At 57.5% G+C, this 20918-nt stretch carries 17 protein-coding genes; 10 read left to right on the top strand and 7 right to left on the bottom strand.

Going from position 1 to position 20918, the window contains the following annotated elements; all coding sequences use genetic code 11:
- Positions 1–154 precede the first annotated feature (154 nt).
- The 4 genes from K3556_RS07950 to K3556_RS07935 all read left to right on the top strand — a co-directional run bounded on the left by K3556_RS07950 (position 155) and on the right by K3556_RS07935 (position 3666).
- Entirely contained in the window at positions 155–1171 is a 1017-nt protein-coding gene (locus K3556_RS07950) for a TRAP transporter substrate-binding protein (protein ID WP_260516270.1), read from the top strand.
- 65 nt (positions 1172–1236) lie between these two features.
- Positions 1237–1812 carry a TRAP transporter small permease gene (locus K3556_RS07945; RefSeq protein WP_260516269.1) on the top strand — a complete coding sequence of 192 codons (576 nt, stop codon included), beginning with the start codon at positions 1237–1239 and terminating at the stop codon, positions 1810–1812.
- Positions 1812–3152, top strand: coding sequence for a TRAP transporter large permease (locus tag K3556_RS07940; protein ID WP_260516268.1), 1341 nt, complete (start codon positions 1812–1814; stop codon positions 3150–3152). The genes K3556_RS07945 and K3556_RS07940 overlap by 1 nt, the downstream gene beginning before the upstream one ends.
- 25 nt (positions 3153–3177) lie before the next feature.
- Positions 3178–3666, top strand: coding sequence for a universal stress protein (locus tag K3556_RS07935; protein WP_260516267.1), 489 nt, complete (start codon positions 3178–3180; stop codon positions 3664–3666).
- Positions 3667–3868: 202 nt separating this feature from the next.
- Here K3556_RS07935 and K3556_RS07930 read toward each other — a convergent pair whose 3' ends face one another.
- Positions 3869–4495: a helix-turn-helix domain-containing protein gene (locus K3556_RS07930; RefSeq protein ID WP_260516266.1), complete on the bottom strand. Its 627-nt coding sequence runs from the start codon at positions 4493–4495 to the stop codon at positions 3869–3871.
- 79 nt (positions 4496–4574) lie between these two features.
- Here K3556_RS07930 and K3556_RS07925 point away from each other — a divergent pair, with 79 nt between their 5' ends.
- From K3556_RS07925 to K3556_RS07915, 3 genes are read left to right on the top strand one after another with little or no spacing between them, the layout of a single operon-like run.
- A complete protein-coding gene (locus K3556_RS07925) occupies positions 4575–6119 on the top strand; it encodes a class I adenylate-forming enzyme family protein (RefSeq protein ID WP_260519202.1) in 1545 nt (514 codons plus the stop codon).
- A gap of 59 nt (positions 6120–6178) precedes the next feature.
- Positions 6179–6841 carry a DsbA family oxidoreductase gene (locus K3556_RS07920; protein WP_260516265.1) on the top strand — a complete coding sequence of 221 codons (663 nt, stop codon included), beginning with the start codon at positions 6179–6181 and terminating at the stop codon, positions 6839–6841.
- Between the two features lie 47 nt (positions 6842–6888).
- Complete coding sequence (locus K3556_RS07915) at positions 6889–8058, top strand: multidrug effflux MFS transporter (RefSeq protein ID WP_260516264.1); 1170 nt, start codon at positions 6889–6891, stop codon at positions 8056–8058.
- Here K3556_RS07915 and mfd read toward each other — a convergent pair.
- Both mfd and K3556_RS07905 read right to left on the bottom strand, forming a co-directional pair.
- Positions 8055–11525: a transcription-repair coupling factor gene (mfd, locus tag K3556_RS07910; RefSeq protein ID WP_260516263.1), complete on the bottom strand. Its 3471-nt coding sequence runs from the start codon at positions 11523–11525 to the stop codon at positions 8055–8057. The two genes, K3556_RS07915 and mfd, sit on opposite strands and share 4 nt — an antisense overlap.
- A 44-nt stretch (positions 11526–11569) precedes the next feature.
- Entirely contained in the window at positions 11570–12094 is a 525-nt protein-coding gene (locus tag K3556_RS07905) for a component of SufBCD complex (RefSeq protein WP_260516262.1), read from the bottom strand.
- Between the two features lie 242 nt (positions 12095–12336).
- On the opposite strand from K3556_RS07905, the gene hemB reads away from it, so the two are divergent.
- Entirely contained in the window at positions 12337–13353 is a 1017-nt protein-coding gene (gene hemB / locus K3556_RS07900) for a porphobilinogen synthase (RefSeq protein WP_260516261.1), read from the top strand.
- 181 nt (positions 13354–13534) lie between these two features.
- Positions 13535–14068, top strand: coding sequence for a YSC84-related protein (locus K3556_RS07895; RefSeq protein WP_260516260.1), 534 nt, complete (start codon positions 13535–13537; stop codon positions 14066–14068).
- A 70-nt stretch (positions 14069–14138) separates the two neighbouring features.
- Here K3556_RS07895 and K3556_RS07890 read toward each other — a convergent pair whose 3' ends face one another.
- Complete coding sequence (locus tag K3556_RS07890) at positions 14139–15011, bottom strand: NAD(P)-dependent oxidoreductase (RefSeq protein ID WP_260516259.1); 873 nt, start codon at positions 15009–15011, stop codon at positions 14139–14141.
- A gap of 110 nt (positions 15012–15121) precedes the next feature.
- Between K3556_RS07890 and K3556_RS07885 the strand changes: the two genes are divergently transcribed.
- Positions 15122–17587 carry a penicillin acylase family protein gene (locus tag K3556_RS07885; protein ID WP_260516258.1) on the top strand — a complete coding sequence of 822 codons (2466 nt, stop codon included), beginning with the start codon at positions 15122–15124 and terminating at the stop codon, positions 17585–17587.
- Positions 17588–17618: 31 nt separating this feature from the next.
- On the opposite strand, the gene hflX is transcribed toward K3556_RS07885, so the two are convergent.
- From hflX to K3556_RS07870, 3 genes are all read right to left on the bottom strand, one after another.
- Positions 17619–18920 carry a GTPase HflX gene (gene hflX, locus K3556_RS07880; protein ID WP_260519201.1) on the bottom strand — a complete coding sequence of 434 codons (1302 nt, stop codon included), beginning with the start codon at positions 18918–18920 and terminating at the stop codon, positions 17619–17621.
- Positions 18921–18928: 8 nt separating this feature from the next.
- Positions 18929–19165: an RNA chaperone Hfq gene (gene hfq / locus K3556_RS07875; RefSeq protein WP_260519200.1), complete on the bottom strand. Its 237-nt coding sequence runs from the start codon at positions 19163–19165 to the stop codon at positions 18929–18931.
- 191 nt (positions 19166–19356) lie between these two features.
- The gene (locus K3556_RS07870; protein ID WP_260516257.1) at positions 19357–20904 is read right to left on the bottom strand and encodes a TrkH family potassium uptake protein; all 1548 of its coding nucleotides are present in this window, start codon (positions 20902–20904) and stop codon (positions 19357–19359) included.
- Positions 20905–20918 lie beyond the last annotated feature (14 nt).

The raw sequence follows: 20918 nt of genomic DNA, 5'->3' as shown, positions 1-20918 counted from the left end.
CAAAGTTTCCAATTTATCGACGCTTAGGTGAATATCTTTGTATTACCTGCGCGCAATACGCAATCTATAACCTGCACAGGGACCCTCATCGGTCAGTTGACGTATGTCGGTTCATTTCTGCTAAGGTTGTCAAACAATAAGGGAGAGTCACGTCATGAAAATGTTCAAAACACTATCTACAGCGGCGGCAGTTGCTTCTGTTGCAGCACTGACATTTGCTGCTCCGGCATTCGCCAAGAACTTCAAAGTCGCAGTTGGCGACAGTGGCGGCAGCAGCCAAGAAGCGACAGGTCTGGGCTTTGTCAAAGCGCTTGAAGAGCTTTCGGGCGGCAAGCACACAGCCACGCTTTTCCTCAACGGTCAGTTGGGGTCCGAGCAAGACACAGTTAACGAAGCGGCCATTGGTACGCTCGACATGTCACTGCTGGCAATCAACAACATCACCCCGTTCTCGCCGACTGTTGGTGTGTTCACCTTGCCCTATGTGATCCTCAGCCTGGAAGATGCCGAAACACTGACGCAAGGTCCCATCGGTCAAGAGCTGACCGAAAACACCATCAATGACGCGGGCGTTCGCATCATTGCCTGGACCTATACTGGGTTCCGTGTTCTGACAAACTCGAAAAAGCCTGTCAAATCGGTGGCCGACCTTCAAGGTCTGGTGATCCGCGTTCCAAAGAACGAGATCATGATCGACACATACAAGTCTTGGGGTATCAGCCCGACACCGATGGCATGGTCAGAAACATTCGCAGGCCTTCAAACCAAAGTTGTGGATGGACAGGACAACCCTTACACCACAATCAACGCGATGAAGTTCTACGAAGTGCAGAAATACGTAACAAACATCCGTTACATCTTCTCGATTGAACCTCTGATCATCTCCGAGCAGGTCTTCCAAGAACTGTCAGAAGAAGATCAAAACATCGTTCTGGAAGCGGGCAAAGCCGCGACCCAAGCGTCGGCAACGTTCCTGCGTGAGAAAGAAGCCGAGATCAAACAGATTCTGATCGATCAGGGCATGGAAATCTCGGATCCAGAGAACAACGAGCAAGAGTTCATCGACCTGGCAACTGCAGCCGTTTGGCCGAAATTCTACGAAAGCATCGGTGGCATTGAAAAGCTGAACGCAGTTCTGGCTGCGATCGGTCGCGATCCAGTCTCGGAATAAACGACCCTAACAAACGCAACAGAGAGCGCCTTATGGCGCTCTCCACATAATACAGCGAGGGGCAAATGAACAAATTTTGGGGAATACTCAATAACATAGAAAGCTACATATGCCGCACTTTATTGGCCGTATTTGTGTGCCTTCTGTTCTTACAAGTCATCGTGCGAACCCTCTTCAATTTCTCATTCTCATGGGTCGAAGAGCTTTCGGTTTATATGTTCGTCTGGTTTGTCTTCTTCGGGGCCAGCTATGCTGCCAAGATGAACGCGCATAACCGCGTGACTTTCCAGTTCAAATTTCTGCCGCCACGCGTAATCAGATACATTGAAGCGTTTGCAGATCTCTTTTGGATATTCTTCAACGTTTACTTCATCTATTTGGCGATCGATTTCATCTTCAACAAGATGAACCGATTCCAGTCCTCGCAGACACTCGGGTTCCACCTGAGCTGGGTCTACATCGTGTTGCCGATTGCGTTCACGCTTATGACCATTCGCATCCTTCAGGTGAATTACAGAAAGATCATTCTGAACGAAGATATGCGTGACCCTGACGCTATCGACCTTGACGAGGTCCGTGCTGAAACCGGGCCGGTCGAAATCGATATGGACACAATAACTCAAGAGCAGGAGAAGAACTGATGGGATCCGAAATCGTACTCATCCTCTTTGGGGGTTTCCTGCTGCTGCTGTTTATCGGCGCTCCGATTACAGTTGCACTTGGTGTGTCAACTTTGATCACCTTTATTTACCTGGATGAAAATCCGATCAAATTTGTACAAATCGCCTTCACCTCCGTGGGCTCGTTCCCATTGATGGCTTTGCCCGCGTTTATTCTGGCTGGGGCTTTGATGGAGGCTGCGGGGCTATCGCGAAGGCTTATCAACGTGGCTGAAAGTTTTGCCGGCCCGTTTACCGGCGGAATGTCGGCAGCCACAGTTTTCGCGTGCCTGTTCTTTGGTGCGATCTCTGGCTCCGGCCCGGCGACGACTGCTGCTGTCGGGATGTTGATGATCCCGGCCATGATCGACCGTGGCTATAGCAAAAGCTATTCTTCAGCGATAACAGCGTCATCGGGCGGATTGGGTATTGTCATTCCACCCTCAATTCCGCTGATCATCTTCGGCATTGCGGCACTAGGTATGCCTGCCCCACCCGAAGCAGTTGCTGAGCATGGGCAGTTCCAAACCGTGTCGATCCCGAAACTATTTATCGCCGGGTTTATGCCCGCCTTCCTGATCGCCGGCAGCTTGTTGATCATGAATTACATCCTGGCCAAGAAGAGAGGTTACAAAGGCTCTTCTGAAGGATGGTCGGCGCGGATGATCTGGTGCGAGATGTACAGAGGTTTCTGGGCGCTTATGGCTCCTGTGGTGATCCTCGGCGGCATCTACTCGGGTTTCTTCACACCGACGGAAGCAGCTATCGTGGCGATCTTCTACACTTTGATCGTTGGGGCGTTCATTTACCGTGAACTTTCGTGGGAGAAACTGTTCACCGCACTTGAGACCACAACTTGGCTTACGGGTCGTGTTTTGCTGATCATGTTCACCGCCACCGTTTTCGGCCGTCTGCTGGTGGAGAACCAGATCCCCGCAGTTATTGCCGATGGGATGCTGTCGATCACCGACAACATCTACGTGATCTGGACGCTGGTGATTTTCTTCCTGCTGTTTGTGGGCATGTTCATGGAGACGCTGGCTACCATTCTGATCCTGGTGCCGGTGATGCTGCCTGTGGCCTATAGCATGGGCATCGATCCGATCCACTTCGGTGTTGTCATGGTGTGTACGCTGGGTATCGGGTTCCAAACCCCTCCTCTCGGAGAGAACCTGTTTATCGCATCGGGCATATCGAATATCTCGATCGAGAGGATATCAGTGGCAGCTCTGCCTTTCGCCTTCATCAACACGGTCGCGATTTTCATCATCGCGTTCTTCCCGCAAATCGCGCTGTGGCTTCCACGTGTGATGGGTTACTGACCGTCGGAACAGAAAGGATTTCCTAATGCTACCTGAAGTCAAAGACATTCTGTTCGCAACAGACATGTCACCGAACTCTGACCACGCGCTGCGCCATGCCCTGTCCATTGCGCGCGCATACGGGGCAAAGATTCACGTTCTGCACGTGACCGAGCCTTTGTCACAGGACGCCATTGTCACCCTGCAGATGTTTCTGCAAGACGATGACTCCCGAAAAAAGGCAATCGGTGATCGGCATGAATCTGTGAAGCGAATGCTCAAGGATAACCAGCGGGCGTTTCTGAATTCGCTGCCAGCAGATGAGAAAGATGCCTACGCGGCAGTCGGGTCGGTTGAGTTGGTTGACGGGCAACCAGCCGAAGTCATCCTGCAACGCGCATCAGAGCTTAACTGCCAGTTGATTGTGATGAGCACCCACGAGCACGGCACCGGTCATACCTTTATCGGCACGGTCGTAAAACGAGTGCTTCGTCGGTCGTCGATACCAACAATGATCGTGCCGAATACAAGATAAGAACCAACTCCCTGTAGAAACTTATGGCAGCCATAGGCTGCCATTTTTTCAACGAGATGCGTTCAGGACAGTACGTAGTCGGGCGCAGATCTGAGGTATTTGGTTAAACTGATTTCCCAAAGTTCTGTATTTGCCAGGAACAGGCATTTCAGCAACTTGGTCCCCTACCGCGCGTAAAAAGCCAAGCTTGAATACCCCGCCATCACACCAGCGAAGTCACCCAAAGGATCGTCGCATCCTCCGCGCTGGTCGACACCACGTTATGCCCCATAGACGCGTCGTAATAGGCGCTATCGCCGCGTTTCATCTCGACCGGTTCATAGAACTCGGTGATCAGGCGGATCGCACCGGTCAGGACATAGAGAAATTCCTCGCCATCATGGCGCACCCAGCCGTCAAACTCGTCAAACGACCGGGCCCGCACCCGTGCGCGATAGGGCAGCATCGTTTTCTTGGTCAGGGCGCCGGCCAGCAACTCGTGTTCATAGGTGGTGGTGGCGTGCGCCGCGCCTTCGCCGGTTTTGGTCACGGCCATGCGGCCTGATACCTGTGCGGCTTTGGGGGCTGTAAACAATTGCGGCACCGAAATTTCCAACCCGACGGCCAGTTTCTTCAGGGCCTCATAGGTGGGCGACATCTGACCATTTTCGATCTTTGACAAGGTTGATCGGGCCAGCCCCGCCTGCCCTGCAGCCTGTTCCAGTGTCCAGCCGCGCGATTTGCGCAGATCCCGCACCCGCGCGCCAAGGTCCAGCGGGCTGGGATCGGGCAGGTCCTCGCCGTTTTCACGGGCCAAGCGGATCAGGCTGGGTTGTTCGGGCGTTTTCATGCCCTTTCAATACACTGAAACCGTACTGATGCAACTGCACGCTCTTGCAAGTTTACCCGGAGGTTGGCACATCACGTCCATGCTGTCCGAGTTTCGCCCCACTGCCCCGCTGCCCGCCCCTCCACAAGCGTTTAACATGGCCCGCTATGTGCTGACCCATGCCTGGGATATGGGCGACAAAACCGCCTTGTCCGTGGTCACGCCAGGCGGCTCCGGCGAGACGCATTGGACATTTGGCCAGTTGGACCGCGCGGTGCGCGGGCTGGCCGGCGGATTGCTGGCTCAGGGCTTGGTGCCCGGCGATACGGTGATGCTGCGGCTTGGCAATACGGTGGACTTTCCTCTGGCCTTTTTGGGGGCCAACGCCGCGGGGTTGGTGCCGGTGCCGACCTCGTCGCAGTTAACCGAAGCCGAGATCACCAAAATGTCGGACCTTATCCTACCTAAACTGATCATTGCAGATCATGGGATTGCCTTGCCCACCCACAGCGATGCCGCGATCATGGATGTGGATGCGCTGCATCAACTGGCCGACCACGCGCCTGCGCCGTTTCACATGGGCGATCCTGAACGCCCCGGCTATATCGTGTTCACCTCGGGCACATCTGGCAAAGCCCGCGCCGTGGTCCACGCACATCGTGCCATATGGGCGCGGCAGATGATGTGGGACGGTTGGTATGGGCTGAGCCGCGAGGACCGTGTGATGCACGCTGGCGCGTTTAACTGGACCTATACATTGGGCACCGGCCTAATGGACCCATGGTCGGTGGGGGCAACCGCGCTGATCCCGGCCGCAGGAACACCGCCGTCCGAGCTTGGCCTCTTGCTCGCGCGCGAAGGCGCGACGATCTTTGCCGCGGCCCCCGGCGTCTATCGGCAGATGCTGCGCACTGCCGTGCCCGCCTTGCCAACGCTGCGGCATGGATTGTCAGCCGGGGAAAAGCTGCCTGCTGCCACGCGCAGACATTGGATTGAGGCAACACAAACTCCGATCCACGAAGCCTATGGCATGTCGGAATGTTCGACCTTCATCTCCGGCGCGCCGGCTCACCCGGCTCCAAAAGGCACGTTGGGCTATCCGCAGCCGGGTCGCCACATCGCAGTGCTGAGCGAAGATGGCCAGATCACACCCCGCGACACGCCCGGCATCATGGCGGTGCATCGCAGCGATCCCGGGCTGATGCTGGGCTATCTTGGTGCTGAACAGGATACAATGAACCGCTTTTCGGGTGATTGGTTCTTAACAGGCGACACTGTCAGCATGGCGACTGACGGGGCGATTACCTTTGAAGGGCGGTCGGATGACATCATGAACGCTGGCGGATATCGCGTGTCCCCGATCGAGGTCGAAGCCGCAATGGCGCAGCACCCCGGCGTTCACGAAGCCGCCTGCGCCGAGGTGGCGGTAAATGAGGAAGCCACGATTATTGCCTGCTTTTACACGCCCGAAGGCGATCGCGTGCCCGAAGCTGACCTGTCCGCCCACGCGCATCGCCATCTGGCCCACTACAAATGTCCGCGCCAGTTCGTCGCCGTCGACACCTTGCCCAGAGGCGCGAACAACAAGCTGTTGCGCGCGGTCTTGCGCACCCGCTTTGAGGACAAAACTCCGCTCAACTTGTGACCTGCATCACTTCCCATTTCCTGCAATCCCAGATAGAGCTTCACCCAAGGGAGACCTAAATGATCCGCCTCGATATCTTCTCTGACCCGATTTGTCCTTGGTGTTACATCGGCAAGTCCCGATTGGACCGTGCCCTTGAAGCGCGTCCGGAACATCCGTTTTCCGTGCAATGGCACCCGTTTCAACTGAACCCGGATATGCCGGCTGAGGGTATGGATCGGCGGGACTATCTGGAAGCCAAGTTTGGTGGACAGGACGGTGCGGTCAAAGCCTATCTCCCGGTCGCGACCGAGGCCGAGGCGTCCGGTCTGGACATCAATCTTGAGGCCATCAAGCGCACGCCCAATACGCTCAATGCCCATCGGTTGATCCACTGGGCCGGGATCGAAATGAAGCAAAACGCGGTCGTGGACCGCTTGTTCCGCGCGTATTTCATCGACGGGATCGACATCGGCAACACGACGCAACTTGTTGAAATCGCGGGCTCAGTTGGCATGGATGGCGATGTTGTCGGCCGCCTGCTGGAGACGGACGCGGACGTTGCCGACATACAGGCGCGCGATCTGGATGCACGTCAAAAAGGCGTCCAGTCTGTGCCAACATTCCTGGTGGCCAACCAGCATGTGGTCCCGGGCGCACAACCGACCGAGCTTTGGATGCAGGTGATTGATGATCTGACCGCACAATTGGCCGATCAAAACGCAAAGACCACAGCGCCGTGATCTCACGGCACTTTTCCCCGCAAACACCATTGCGTTTGCGTGAATATGTGCTGCTGATAGCCGCTCTGTTTTCGATGGTCGCGTTTTCCATCGACTCGATCCTGCCGGCTTTGCCGGAAATCGGCGCGCAGCTCGTGCCGGATGATATCAATCGCGCTCAACTTCTGATCAGTGCATTCGTGATTGGTGCAGGCCTTGGTCAGCTGATTTTCGGTCCTTTGTCAGACAGTATGGGCCGCCGCTTTTCGCTCTCGATGGGTATGCTGCTCTATATGGCCGCCGCCTTCGCTGCCCTGTGGGCACAGACGCTTGAGGCCATCTTGTTCTGGCGCTTCGTGCAAGGCCTTGGGGCCGCCGGACCGCGCACTTGCGGCATGGCGATGACCCGTGACCTGTACGAGGGGCGGCAAATGGCGCGGGTGAATTCGATGGCGTTCGGGTTCTTTGTCTTTGTGCCCGCTGTCGCCCCGATGATCGGACAATGGATCGTCTTGGGCTTTGGCTGGCGGCAAATGTTCACCGCCTATATCCTTTTGGCGGTTGTGATCCTGATGTGGTTTTTGGTGCGCCAACCCGAGACCCTGCCCCCCGAACGGCGGCGCGCGCTGTCCCCGCGCCCAACCCTTGCTGCGTTCAAGGTCGTTTTGCGGACGCGGGTCACACTGATTTACATGGCTATCATCACGCTTGCCTTTGGACAGTTGATGGCCTTCATCAGCTCAGCCCAACAAATCTATGTTGACGTACTGGGGGTCGGCACCAATTTCCCCTATTACTTCGCGATGGTCACAATTTTCTCAGCGGTCTCAGGCTTTCTTAATGCCCAACTTGTGATGCGGTTGGGGATGCGCAGACTGGCCTTGGCGGGCTTTGCCACCCAAACCATATTGGCCTCACTCACACTGCTGGTCTGGTGGTTGTGTGCGCCCGAGGGGGCCGTTGCCCTGTGGCTGTTCTGCGCCTGGGCAACGACGCTTTTCTTTCTTAACGGTCTGAGCTTCGGAAATCTGAACGCTTTGGCCATCCAGCCGTTGGGCCATGTGGCAGGCACCGCCGCCGCCGTCATAGGCGCCGTGCCCACAGTTACGGCCATCGCGATTGCTGCCCCGGTGGGACTGGCCTTCAACAACACACCTTTTCCGCTGTTGATCGGCGTTTCGATCTGTTCTGCCCTTGCATGGGCACTGATGCAACTGGACCGTGGAAATATGAACTAGGTGGAGGTGCCTTGTGACTTAGCGGTTTTGGGCTGCGCGTCTTTCACCTTCATCGCAAGATCCTGCGCAATGGCAAACGCCCCTTTGATCTTGTCCGAAGTTTTTCGCCAATCGCGCCGCACGACAATCTTGTTGTCGCGCACTTTGGCCAGACCGTTCTGGGCGTGAATAAACTCGACCAGCCCCTCAGGCGAGGCAAACTTGTCGTTGTGGAACTGGATCGTCGCGCCTTTCGGCCCCCCATCCAGCCGGGCAATGCCCGCGCGTTTGCACATGCCTTTGATGCGCACTACCAAAAGCAGGGTGTTCACCTCTTTCGGCAATGCTCCGAACCGGTCAATCAGCTCTGCCGCAAAGCCTTCCAGTTCCACCTTCGTGGCCAGTGAAGACAAGCGGCGATACAGACCCAGACGCACATCAAGATCAGGCACGTAAGTATCCGGGATCAATACAGGAACGCCCAAGTTGATCTGTGGTGCCCATGTGCTGTCCGCATCTGAAAGCCCTTCCAACTCGCCCGCCTTGATCTTGGCGATCGCTTCTTCCAACATCTGCTGGTAAAGCTCATAACCCACTTCACGCATCTGGCCGGATTGTTCTTCGCCCACCAGATTGCCCGCACCGCGAATATCCAGATCCTGACTGGCCAGCGTGAACCCTGCCCCCAAAGCATCCAGCGACCCCAACACCCGCAGCCGTTTCTCGGCCGTTGGCGTCAAGGGGACACGCGGCTTGGTGGTCAGATAGGCATAGGCACGGGTTTTCGAGCGCCCCACCCGGCCCCGGATCTGGTAAAGCTGCGCCAAACCGAACATGTCGGCCCGGTGGATAACCATCGTGTTTGCCGTCGGAATGTCGATGCCACTTTCCACAATGGTGGTCGCCAGCAGCACATCATATTTGCCATCGTAAAAGGCATTCATGCGTCGATCTAGCTCGCCCGCAGCCATCTGCCCGTGCGCCACAACAAACGAAACTTCAGGGACGTGGTCGGTCAAAAACGCCTCAACCTCGGGCAGATCCTTGATGCGCGGCACCACAAAGAAACTTTGGCCGCCGCGATAATGTTCGCGCAGCAGCGCCTCGCGCAGGGTGACGCTGTCAAACTCCGAGACATAGGTGCGGATCGACAACCGGTCGACCGGTGGTGTGCCAATGATCGACAGATCCCGCACCCCGGACAATGACATTTGAAGCGTGCGCGGGATGGGCGTGGCGGACAGCGTTAACACATGTACGTCCGACCGCATTTCCTTCAGGCGTTCTTTGTGCCCGACGCCAAACCTTTGTTCTTCATCAACAATCAGCAAGCCAAGGTTTTTGAACCGCACATCCTTGGCCAGCAAAGCATGGGTGCCGATCACGATGTCCATGGTGCCGCGCGACATACCCTCGCGGGTCAATTTCGCCTCACTCTGCCCCACGAACCGGCTGAGTTGGCCCACCTGAATCGGGAAGCCGCGAAACCGCTCGGCGAAGCTTTTGAAATGCTGCCGCGCCAGCAGTGTTGTCGGGGCAATCACCGCAACCTGCTGGCCGGACAAGGCCGCGACGAATGCCGCACGCATCGCAACCTCGGTCTTGCCAAAACCCACATCGCCGCAGACCAGACGATCCATCGGGCGACCCGAAGACAGATCGGTCAGCACGTCTTCGATTGCGCTCAGCTGATCTTCGGTCTCTTGGTATGGGAACCGGGCCGAGAACTCTTCCCACGCGTGGTGCGGGGCTTCCAGCACGGGCGCTTTGCGCAACTCGCGTTCAGCAGCCAACCGGATCAGCTTGTCGGCAATCTCGCGAATACGCTCTTTCAGCTTGGCTTTCTTGGCCTGCCACGCGCCGCCGCCCAATTTGTCCAGCAGTCCGGTGTCCTGACCGAATTTGGACAACAGCTCGATGTTTTCTACGGGCAGGAACAGCCTGTCCCCACCAGCATATTCTAGCGCCAGACATTCATGCGGCGCACCCATTGCGGTGACGGTTTCAAGCCCGGTGAACTTACCGACACCGTGATCGACATGCACGATCAGGTCGCCAGCGGACAGGCCCTGCGCCTCGGTCAGGAAATTTTCGGCCCGGCGTTTGCGTTTTGGTGCGCGGATCAGGCGATCACCCAGCACGTCCTGTTCCGAAATGACAGTAAGATCCGGGCCTTCGAACCCGTGCTCCAACGGCCAGACCGTCAGATAGACGCCACCGACACCGTCGGGCACATCACGAAAACTTTCGATGCGCGTTGTGGCGACAAGGCCTTCATCCGACAACAAGCCCTGCAACCGTTCACGCGCGCCTTCGGAATAGGACGCGATGATGACTGTGTGATCGTCTTCGGCCTCAACATGATCTGTAAGTGCTTTGAAAAGGTTTATATTTTCCTGCTGCCGCTCAGGTGCGAAATTGCGCCCGATGCGTCCTCCGCCGTCAACGACACCTGCACCGGTGGCCTGTGGCAGTGCCGCCAGTTGGATGACGCGTGTCTCGGCCAGCGCGCCCTCCCACGCCGCATCATCCAGATAGAGAAGTCCCGGTGGACAGGGCTTATAAACGGTGTCCATCCGGTTCTTGGCGGTCATCGCAATTTTGCGGGTTTCATACTGGTCGACAATGGCGTCCCAACGGCTGAGCCGTGCTGGCGTCATCTGATCATCCAGCATCACCGACGCACCCGGCAGATAGTCAAATATCGTCTCAAGCCGTTCGTGGAAAAACGGCAGCCAATGCTCGTTCCCCTGATGTTTGCGCCCGGCCGAGATCGCCTCGTACAGAGGGTCATCCGACCCCGCGGCACCAAACTCGATGCGGTAATTCTGCCGAAACCGCGTGATTGCGGCTTCGTCCAGAATGACCTCTGACACCGGGGCAAGTTCGATGCGTTTCAGAGTATCCGTCGTGCGCTGCGTGGCGGGATCGAAGCGACGAATGCCGTCCAGAACGTCGCCGAACAAATCCAGCCGCACCGGTCCATCATGACCGGGCGCGAATATGTCGATGATACCGCCCCGGATTGCGAAGTCGCCCGGCTCCATCACAGTTGGCGCCTGCGAAAACCCCATTCGCACCAGAAACGCCCGAAGCGCATCCACATCGATCTGGTGTGACACCTGCGCGGTGAAGGAGGTTTCTTGCAACAAGGCGCGTTCTGGCACCCGCTGCGTGGCCGCGTTCAGCGTGGTCAGCAACACATATTTGCCAGCTATCTGCCCTGTCGCCAGCCCCGCCAGCGTCGCCATACGGGTGGCCGACACGGCTGCATTGGGCGACATGCGATCAAAAGGAAGGCAGTCCCAACCGGGAAAGCGGATCACTGCAATCTCGGGGGCAAAGAACTGAAGCGCGGCTTCCATCGCGGCCAAACGTTTGTCGTCGCGCGTAACATGCACAACCGGTCCCTGCCCTCGGGCAAGTTCCTTCACCAACAACGTGGCGTCAAAGCCTTCGGGGGCGCCAGAGAGCAGCAGCTTGTCCATGAGGGGGAGTTACCGGCCTGTGATTTCGTGTCAAGGGCGCGCCGTCAGCGCAGCACACCCAGCGACAGGTTCTGATACATACCCCACAGTGAGGTGATGAAGATCGAAGCCATGCCAAGGAATTGGGTCTGAACGCGGTGACGATGCAAACGTTTTCGCAAATCTTCGCCTGCCAACGCGCGCTCTTTGATGACGGCGGCTGTGTTCAGCGACATCAGGCCCGCCAGCGCAATTGGAAAAAGCAGCAAAAAGACCGCCTGCGCGAATTCGACCCAATACCAGAAGCCAAGGATGGCCAGCGAAGTAAACAAGGCCGCCGCAAAGCCCAATATCCAAAGCCCGGACACGCCTGCGACGTAAAGCAAGCGGTTGCAGTTGATCCGCACCAGATCCTCCAGATCATGCTGCGCCTCGCCTTCAAGCCGGGCGGCTTTCTGGATCAGGTCAAACGGCACACCGACCACCCAGTGGCTAACCGTGGACCAGGACACGGCAAGCGCAATCCAGTACCACAAGTTCGAAAAGGACCGCATGTCGATGATTTCGAAAACGGTGGCATACCAGTCCACGTGCACTTCACCTTGATTTTGGGGCCGTATTTGGGCGGTCCGACAATGCGTTCGGAAGATATGCCTGCTCGGGCCTGTCTTGAACACCGATAGATTAGCCGCGGCGGCGCAGCAACGCCACCCCGCTTTTGCACCAATTCGCCCTAGATTGCGCACTTGTGATGCGCGCACGCACATGGCAGGAAGATTCAAGCCAAAGTGGTCAGCGTCCTTCGCGCCCGACCAAGCCAGAGGAGAGCCAGATGAGCCGCGTTCCACATCCAAGCACAGTTGCCCCTTTTCCGATGACGCGCTTGCGCCGCACCCGGTCCAGCGCTGCCCTTCGCGATCTGGTGCGCGAAAATACCTTGACGGTGGACGATCTGATTTGGCCGGTTTTTGTGGTCGATGGCGACAATCACGAAGAAGACATCCCCTCCATGCCCGGCGTCACGCGGAAATCCATTGACCGTCTGGTTGCCGCTGCGCGCGACGCGGCCGATTTGGGCATTCCCGCGCTCTGTATCTTTCCAAGTACTGACCCGGCGTTGAAAACAGAGACGTGTGAAGAGGCATGGAACACCGACAACCTCTCCAACCGCGCCATTCGGGCGATTAAGGCGGCGGTGCCTGAGATTGCCGTCATGACAGACATCGCGCTCGACCCCTATAACTCAAACGGGCACGATGGCATTGTACGCAATGGCGAGATTCTGAACGACGAAACGGTCGAGGCGCTGGTCAAGATGGCGCTGGCACAGGCTGAGGCGGGGGCGGATATTCTGGGCCCGTCCGACATGATGGACGGCCGGATCGGTGCCATGCGGCGCGCGCTCGAGGCCGCTGGCCACCGCAATGTTACGATCATGAGCTATACCGCCAAATATGCGTCCGGGTTTTATGGACCATTTCGCGACGCGGTGGGCGCATCCGGTGCGCTCAAAGGCGATAAGAAGACCTATCAGATGGACCCCGCGAACTCGGACGAGGCGATGCGACTGGTCGAACGCGATCTGGCGGAAGGCGCCGACATGATCATGGTCAAACCGGGCATGCCGTATCTTGATATCTGCCGTCGGGTGAAAGACACGTTCGGCGTGCCCACCTTCGCTTATCAGGTGTCCGGCGAATACGCGATGTTGATGGCCGCAGCGCAAAATGGCTGGCTGGACGGCGACAACGTGATGGCTGAAAGCCTGCTGGCGTTCAAGCGCGCTGGCTGCGACGGCATTCTGACCTATTTTGCACCCCAGATGGCCCGCCTACTTCAGACCACGTAAACCAGTGCGCCTATAGGCCGTTTTTCGCGCCTTTAATGCATAATGGGTGACAGCTTCCCCGGCTTGCGCTATATTTTGTGGCTAAGTGGTCCAAGAACCACAAACGAGCACACAATCGCGCCGGCGGCGCTTTCAACGAGGCAAAATTATGCAAAAAAACAGGCTTTCCCGTAGAGGTTTCATGATCGCCGCAGGGGGTGCAAGTGTTTCGCTTGCCGCTTGCGCAAACGGCGTCGGGTCGCGTGATGGTGATCGTATCGATGCGCGCGTCGACAGCACCTTGGATTACCTTTACAACCGCTATCCCGGCACGCGGGAACTGGCATCGAAGTCGACCGGCCAATTGGTTATGCCGCTGGTCACTGAAGCTGGCTTTGGGCTTGGTGGGGCTTACGGGCGTGGCGCGCTGCGCATCAACGAAGCGACCGTCGATTATTATCTGCTGACACAGGCCAGCGCCGGATTGCAAATCGGTGCACAACAATACGCCCATGTTCTGTTCTTTATGACAGATAAGTCGCTGCAGGACTTCCGCCAGGCAGCCGGTTGGGTCGCCTCGGCCGACATCAAATACGCGTTCCAAACCGAAGGTGATCGGTTGTCAGCTGACACGATTACCGCGTCTTCGCCGGTGGTTGCCGTTGTGTTTGGTCAAGCCGGGTTGATTGCTGGAGCCTCGATCGAAGGGGCGAAATATACCCGGATCATCCCCTGATCTTGCCGACAGGCAGGATAAAGAAAAATGGGGCGGCATGTGCCGCCCTTTTTTATGTGATTTCCGACTGTTATACGTCTTTCCTTAAGCGCTTGATAAGGCTTGATGTATCCCAGCGACCACCCCCCATGCTCTGCACATCCTTATAGAATTGGTCGATCAGAGCGGTAACGGGCAGCGACGCCCCGTTTTCATTGGCGGTGGACAGGCAAATCCCCAGATCTTTGCGCATCCAATCTACGGCAAAGCCGTGTTCAAAGTGATCATCCGCCATGGTTGCGTGCCGATTGACCATCTGCCAGCTTCCGGCAGCGCCACCTTGGATCACGTCCACAACCTCGCGGATATCAAGCCCGGCCTTTTCTGCGAAATGCAGCCCTTCTGACAGACCCTGCACCAGCCCCGCGATACAAATCTGGTTGACCATCTTGGTCAGCTGACCCGCTCCGCTGTCGCCCAACCGCTTCACCGTGCGGCCATAGGCCTTCATGATCGGTTCGGCGGACGCAAACGCCGCTACGTCCCCGCCGCACATGATCGACAGAACCCCATTTTCCGCTCCTGCTTGCCCGCCAGAAACCGGACCATCCACAAAGGATATGCTTTTGTCAGACGCCGCCGCATACAATTCGCGAGTAACAGCCGCCGATACTGTTGTGTGATCAACAAAAATGGCACCAGCCCCCATGCCAGCCAATGCCCCGTCGTCACCCAGCACCACCGCCCGCAAATCGTCGTCATTGCCAACACACGCCATCACGAAATCAGCCCCATCCGCTGCTTCGCGCGGGGTTTTCGCCCAATTGCCTGCAAACTCCTTGGCCCAGGCTTCGGCTTTTGCGGCGGTTCTGTTGTAAACTGTGACCTCGTGGCCTTTGGCAACAAGGTGGCCCGCCATCGGATACCCCATGACTCCCAACCCTAAAAATGCGCATTTTGCCATGACAGTTCCCTTCCGTTGAATTCCCCTTTGAACCACAGTAGTTACCGCAGCAATACGCAAGGTCAACGGCGACCATGAAAAGAACAGAGATGAACGGTGGATAGAGTTTAATGGGCAAGGTCGTTCTTTGGATGATCCGGATCGTGGCGGGCCTGCTGGGGCTTGCCGCGGTCGCGATGGTTCTTGTCTATTATCTGGCGGCGCAATCGCTGCCCGACTACAGCGTCACGCGCAAAACCGCCGGTATTTCAGCACCGGTCGAGATCGTGCGCAACAATGCCAACATCCCTCATATCTTCGCTGAAACGGATGCCGACGTTTTCTTTGGGCTGGGGTATGCCCATGCACAGGACCGTTTGTGGCAAATGATGGTCATGCGCCGGACCGTACAAGGCCGGTTATCCGAAGTTTTCGGGCGGCGCACGCTTCAGGTCGACGAGCTAATGCGCAGGCTTGACCTTTATGCCTTGGCCAAAGCCGCGGTCGAGGTTCAGGACGATGACACCAAAGCCGCGCTGAAAGCCTATAGCTCGGGCGTGAATGCCTATTTGAGTCGCGTCAATTCCGAGGCACTGGGCCGGGGCGCGCCCGAGTTTTTCATGTTCTCCAACGACATTTCGCCGTGGCAGCCCGCCGACAGTATTGCCGTGCTGAAACTGATGGGCGTGCAGCTTGCCGGACATCTGGAAGATGAGCTGTTGCGCGCGCGGGTGACGCTTGCCCTGCCAGAAGATCGGGTGAAAGACATCCTGCCTGACATACCCGGAACCGGTGTGGCCGCCCTGCCCGATTATGCTGCCCTTTTGGGCGTTCCAGACACGCAATTTGCCAATCTACCCGCAAGTCAGACCCGCCCGGATCTCTGGCCTGCACCGCGCCGTGGTTTTGCGGGCGCGTCCAACGCTTGGGCCGCAGCCCCGAAACGATCCGCCGCAGGCGGCACATTGCTGGCCAATGACCCTCACCTAGGGTTCACTGCCCCCTCAACCTGGTATCTGGCGCGACTGGAGCTTTCCACAGGTGGCGTGATCGGCGGCACGATCCCCGGCATGCCAGCGATGATGGTCGGCCGATCCGATGAGTTTGGTTGGGGCGTCACGTCCTCCTATCTTGACGATCAGGATCTGCATGTTGAGAAATTGAACCCCGACAATCCGGCCGAAGTCAAAACGCCCGAAGGGTTCAAGCCGCTGATCACACGCGGATCGATCGTCCAGATCAAGGACGAGTCGCCGGTGACGTTTAACCTTCAGTGGTCTGACAACGGTCCAATTCTGCCCGGCCATCTTTTTGATCTTGGCCTGATCACGCCGCAAGGGCACGCCATGTCCCTGAACTGGACATTGCTGACCAAAGACGACCGATCGATGAGCGCGGCTGTGCGGCTGATGCGGTCAAAGACCGTGATGGAGGGGATCGCCGCCGGCGCGGATTACGTGGCACCAAGCCTGACTCTGACCATGGCGGATCGCGACAGCATTGCGATGAAGGTCATCGGTTCGATGCCAAAGCGGGATGTAGCGCACCAAACACGCGGCCGTATTCCCAGCCCCGCCTGGGCTGCCGAGAACCGCTGGCAGGGGCAGTTCAGCTATAGCGCCAACCCTGAATTTGTGCGGCCAACCGGTGGCATCGTTGGAAACACCAACAACAAGCTGGTCGACCGCCCGTTTCCCAATCACATGAGCTATGAATGGGGCGATAGCCAACGTGTGCAACGCTGGAGCCGCCTGATGCAAGCGCGCGAAGTGCACACGCGTGACAGCTTTATCGAGGCGCAGCTTGACCCTGTATCTGTCACGGCGCGCACCCTTCTGCCCCTTATTGGGGCTGATCTGTGGTTCACTGGCGATGCGGCCCCTGACGGTACGCCTGAACGGGCGCGTCAGCGCGCGCTGGAGCTTCTGGCCAACTGGAACGGCGAGATGAATGAGCATATGCCCGAGCCTCTGATCTATTCAGCATGGCTGCGCGCGCTTCAGACCCGCCTGATCCGCGACGAACTTGGCCCGCTGGCAACCGAATTTCCTCATCTGGAACCGATCTTTATCGAGCGCGTCTTTCGCGATGTAGAAGGCGCCGGTGTCTGGTGTGACGTCATTCAGTCGGCACCAGAGGAAACCTGCACCGATATTGCCCGTGTCGCGCTGGATGACGCCCTTTTGTGGCTGCAAGAAAACGCTGGTGGCGAACAGGAAAGCCTGCGCTGGGGTGACTATCATGAAGTCACACACAAACACCCTGTGATGGGCGACGTTCCATTCCTGAAATGGTTTGTGAACATTCGTCAATCCACATCCGGGGGCGACAATACGCTGTTGCGCGGCCGCACGGCTGGCACCGGACAGAACCCGTATCGAAATGTGCACGGCGCCGGGTTTCGCGGCGTTTATGACTTTGCGGACCCCAACAGTTCGCTTTTCGTCATCGCGACCGGACAGTCTGGTCACCCACTGTCGCGACATTACGATGATCTGGGCGAGCTTTGGCGGCGCGGTGAATATACCCCGATGTCACTTGACCCGGCATTGGCGCGGGCGGCCTCGGTTGGGGTGACACAGCTTTTACCGAAATAGGCAAGGGTGCGTCGCCCCCGGCGGCCCTACCCTATTTAAAGGCGGCGTATTCGGCAGCCTGCCGTTCGGTCCAGGTGACCGTGACCTGCCATCCGTCCTCACCGGGCTCTTCGGCTTCGACGATGCCTTTGTCAAACAACCACGCCCGTTTGCGCCCATCCGAAAACATGAGCGTCAGGGTTTCAGTCTTTCGCGGTGCATCAAGAGCGGCATCAATGGCCTGAACAAGACCATCAAACCCCTCGCCCGTCAGCGCAGAGATCGCCAGAACTTTATCATTCCGGTCAGCCTCGCGGCGGCGTCCGTCTTGAGCTTCTTCATCCAGCAAGTCGATCTTGTTCCAGATCTCCAGCTGCGGAGTCTCTTCGCTGACCCCCAATTGGGTCATGATCAACTCGACGTCGTGCGCCTGTTCATCGGTGCTTTCATGGCTGATGTCGCGCACATGCAAGATAAGGTCGGCGGCCAATACTTCTTCCAGCGTCGCACGGAAGGCCGCCACAAGTTGGGTTGGCAGGTCCGAAATGAAACCAACTGTATCCGACAGGATCACCTTGCGGCCACCGCCCTGTGCGGGCTGTTTGCCCACGGCAGGCAGTTCAATCTGACGCATCGTCGGATCCAGCGTGGCGAACAACATGTCCTTCGCCAGAACATTCGCGCCGGTCATCCGGTTGAACAGGGTGGATTTCCCAGCGTTGGTATAGCCCACAAGCGCGACAATCGGATATGGCACTTTGGCGCGGGCCGCCCGGTGCAACTCGCGGGTTTTGACGACTTTCGACAATTGTTTGCGAAGCCGGTTCAGGTGATCGTCAATGGCGCGCCGATCCGCTTCGATTTGGGTTTCACCGGGACCGCCGACAAATCCAAGCCCGCCGCGCTGACGCTCAAGGTGGGTCCACGCCCGCACCAGCCGCGTGCGCTGATAGGAAAGTGCCGCCATTTCAACCTGCAACACGCCTTCGCGTGTGCGCGCCCGGTCCGAGAAAATCTCGAGGATCAAACCGGTGCGATCCAGGATTTTGACCTTCCATTCCTTCTCAAGGTTGCGTTGCTGCACCGGGCTCACCGCCCCGTCGATCAACACCAGATCAACCTCGGCCGCGTCCAGCTTGGCGCGAAGTTCCTGCAACTTACCCTTGCCGAAAAGCTTGCCGGGATGCGGCGTCGGCAGGCGCACGACCTCTGCCCCCAACACTTCCAGATGTGGCAAAGCCGACGCAAGGGATACGGCTTCCTCAAGCGCTGGCGCGGCATCACGCCGGTTTCGGTCAGATGTCAGTTCGGGGTGAAAAACCCAAGCCCGTGTGGGCTGTTCTTCCCGGTCAATGAGCTCGTTCAGCTTTCTTCGCCATCATAAAGGTTGATCGGTTGGCTCGGCATGATAGTCGAGATCGCGTGCTTGTAAACAAGCTGCGATTGCCCATCACGGCGTAGAAGGACACAGAAATTATCGAACCAGGAAATGACCCCCTGAAGCTTCACGCCATTGATCAAAAAGATCGTAACGGGAACTTTGGATTTTCGAACATGGTTCAGAAAGGCATCCTGCAGGTTCTGTTTGTCGGCAGCCATCGCTTTTTTCCTTTTTTCTCTCGTGCTGCCGGTTCCCCGACAGAATAATGCTTGTTGGGCACTATGGCGTGGGGATTTGCCCTTTTCCACCCCCTTTTTCATCATGGCATCAACGATATGACCGCTCAGCCATAGGGAAGAGCCGCAATGCTGCATCACACCGCCAACCTGCGCTTTGCGTGTAATAGCGGCTAGCGGCGCCAAATTTCGGGGCTAAACAGGGCGATAATGGCCAGCATCTCAAGACGGCCAAGGATCATTGCGCCTGCCAGAACCATTTTGGCCGGATCCGAAAGCGCGCTGTAGGAAATTGGCTCGGCCGCCGCTATTTGCGCGATAGGTCCGGTGGTTGTCAGGGCCGCGATTGTCAGCGTCATCGCGCTTTCGAAATCTTGCCCCATCAGCGAAAACAACGCCGTCACTAGCGCCACAGACATCGACATGAGCATGAAAAAGACCCAGGCCATGTAAGCGCCCCGCCCCCGGATGTGGCGCGCCTCGGTGCCTGCGCCGCCGACTGACGACGGGTGGACCAGTTTATCCATCTCGCGCAACCCGTGTACATAAAGCGCATAGACCCGCATGAGCTTTGCCCCACCTGCGGAGGTGGCCACGCCCCCGCCGATCAACGCAAGGGCCATCAGGATCAGACCCGGCGTCTGAAGGCCCGACCAGTCGCGGCTGACCGCCCAAGCTGTGCTTTCAAATCCGGTGGTGGTCAGAAATGACAACACGGTGAAAAAACTACCCCAGAGCGAGGCAAGCCCGGCGATCCAGTTCTGCTCTTCGTCCACTTCAAATGCGCCCAACCAGTGCCGCAGGAACAAAAAAAGCGGCAGGACGATAACAATCGCCAGCGCCATGCGGATTTCCGGGTCTTCCGGTAAACGGCGCCGCCTCTCGCTGCCCTGCATATCAGAGGCAAACGTCACCCGCGAGATAGCGAAGAAAAAGAACACCGCAATCATGATCTCGCCAACGTAACCTGCATTGCCGCCAGCTGGTCCGCCTACCGGCGAAATCCCACTGGTCGCGATGGTCGACATAGCGTGGCACAAGGCAATGTACGCGTTGTCACCTGCAAGGATAAGCCCCAGCCACAAGGCCAGCGTCAGCCCAGCATAGACCGGTAACAGGCGCACGCCATAGGTTCGGATACGGTCCGAAAAATCAGCGACATGGGTGATCTGACTGACGCCCGCCCCCAAACGGGTATCACGAGAATCGGCGCTTCCGCGGCCGCCAAACCGGGCATAGACTTCAAACCCTCCCAATGACATCGGGGCAAGAATGGCAATCGCGCCGACCCAGATGAACAAGCCGCCCAACCAGCCAACCAAAGCCCGCCACAGATGAACCGACCGCGCGATCCGGCCGGTATCCTCAAACAAGGTCGCGCCAGTGGTGGTCAGGGCCGACACCATTTCAACATAGGAGTTGAGAAACGTCGTGGTGCGCACCGCCTGATGGAAAGGCACTGCCAACATCAAAGGCATCAGCACAAACAGGCCCAAAAGCGCCAACAAGTGGCGGCGGTGGCGGGTGGAGCGCGGCCGGTCAATCATCGCAATGGCCAAAAACGTTGTCAGAAAACCAAACAGCAACGACCCGTAAAGGAACACCCGCGCTTCAAAAAATTCGCCGGTCGTCCAGCCATAGCCGGCTGGCAAAAGCATCGCCAGCGAGCTGATCCCCATAAGGATCACAAGCAGCGGCAATTTGGCAATTTGGGCAAACATTGCGTTGACCTTGT

Origin of the sequence: Aliiroseovarius sp. M344 (genome assembly GCF_025140835.1) — a bacterium.
GTDB lineage: Bacteria > Pseudomonadota > Alphaproteobacteria > Rhodobacterales > Rhodobacteraceae > Aliiroseovarius.
The sequence above is the reverse complement of the archived record's forward strand: the minus strand, read 5'-3'. Positions and strand labels throughout refer to the sequence as shown.

What these genes read in the sequence shown, in the direction of transcription:
- K3556_RS07950 (WP_260516270.1), top strand. Translation starts at nt 155, where the DNA reads ATGAAAATGTTCAAAACACTATCTACAGCGGCGGCAGTTGCTTCTGTT.
- K3556_RS07945 (WP_260516269.1), top strand. Translation starts at nt 1,237, where the DNA reads ATGAACAAATTTTGGGGAATACTCAATAACATAGAAAGCTACATATGC.
- K3556_RS07940 (WP_260516268.1), top strand. Translation starts at nt 1,812, where the DNA reads ATGGGATCCGAAATCGTACTCATCCTCTTTGGGGGTTTCCTGCTGCTG.
- K3556_RS07935 (WP_260516267.1), top strand. Translation starts at nt 3,178, where the DNA reads ATGCTACCTGAAGTCAAAGACATTCTGTTCGCAACAGACATGTCACCG.
- K3556_RS07930 (WP_260516266.1), bottom strand. Translation starts at nt 4,495, where the DNA reads ATGAAAACGCCCGAACAACCCAGCCTGATCCGCTTGGCCCGTGAAAAC.
- K3556_RS07925 (WP_260519202.1), top strand. Translation starts at nt 4,575, where the DNA reads ATGCTGTCCGAGTTTCGCCCCACTGCCCCGCTGCCCGCCCCTCCACAA.
- K3556_RS07920 (WP_260516265.1), top strand. Translation starts at nt 6,179, where the DNA reads ATGATCCGCCTCGATATCTTCTCTGACCCGATTTGTCCTTGGTGTTAC.
- mfd (WP_260516263.1), bottom strand. Translation starts at nt 11,525, where the DNA reads ATGGACAAGCTGCTGCTCTCTGGCGCCCCCGAAGGCTTTGACGCCACG.
- hemB (WP_260516261.1), top strand. Translation starts at nt 12,337, where the DNA reads ATGAGCCGCGTTCCACATCCAAGCACAGTTGCCCCTTTTCCGATGACG.
- K3556_RS07895 (WP_260516260.1), top strand. Translation starts at nt 13,535, where the DNA reads ATGATCGCCGCAGGGGGTGCAAGTGTTTCGCTTGCCGCTTGCGCAAAC.
- K3556_RS07890 (WP_260516259.1), bottom strand. Translation starts at nt 15,011, where the DNA reads ATGGCAAAATGCGCATTTTTAGGGTTGGGAGTCATGGGGTATCCGATG.
- K3556_RS07885 (WP_260516258.1), top strand. Translation starts at nt 15,122, where the DNA reads ATGGGCAAGGTCGTTCTTTGGATGATCCGGATCGTGGCGGGCCTGCTG.
- hfq (WP_260519200.1), bottom strand. Translation starts at nt 19,165, where the DNA reads ATGGCTGCCGACAAACAGAACCTGCAGGATGCCTTTCTGAACCATGTT.
- K3556_RS07870 (WP_260516257.1), bottom strand. Translation starts at nt 20,904, where the DNA reads ATGTTTGCCCAAATTGCCAAATTGCCGCTGCTTGTGATCCTTATGGGG.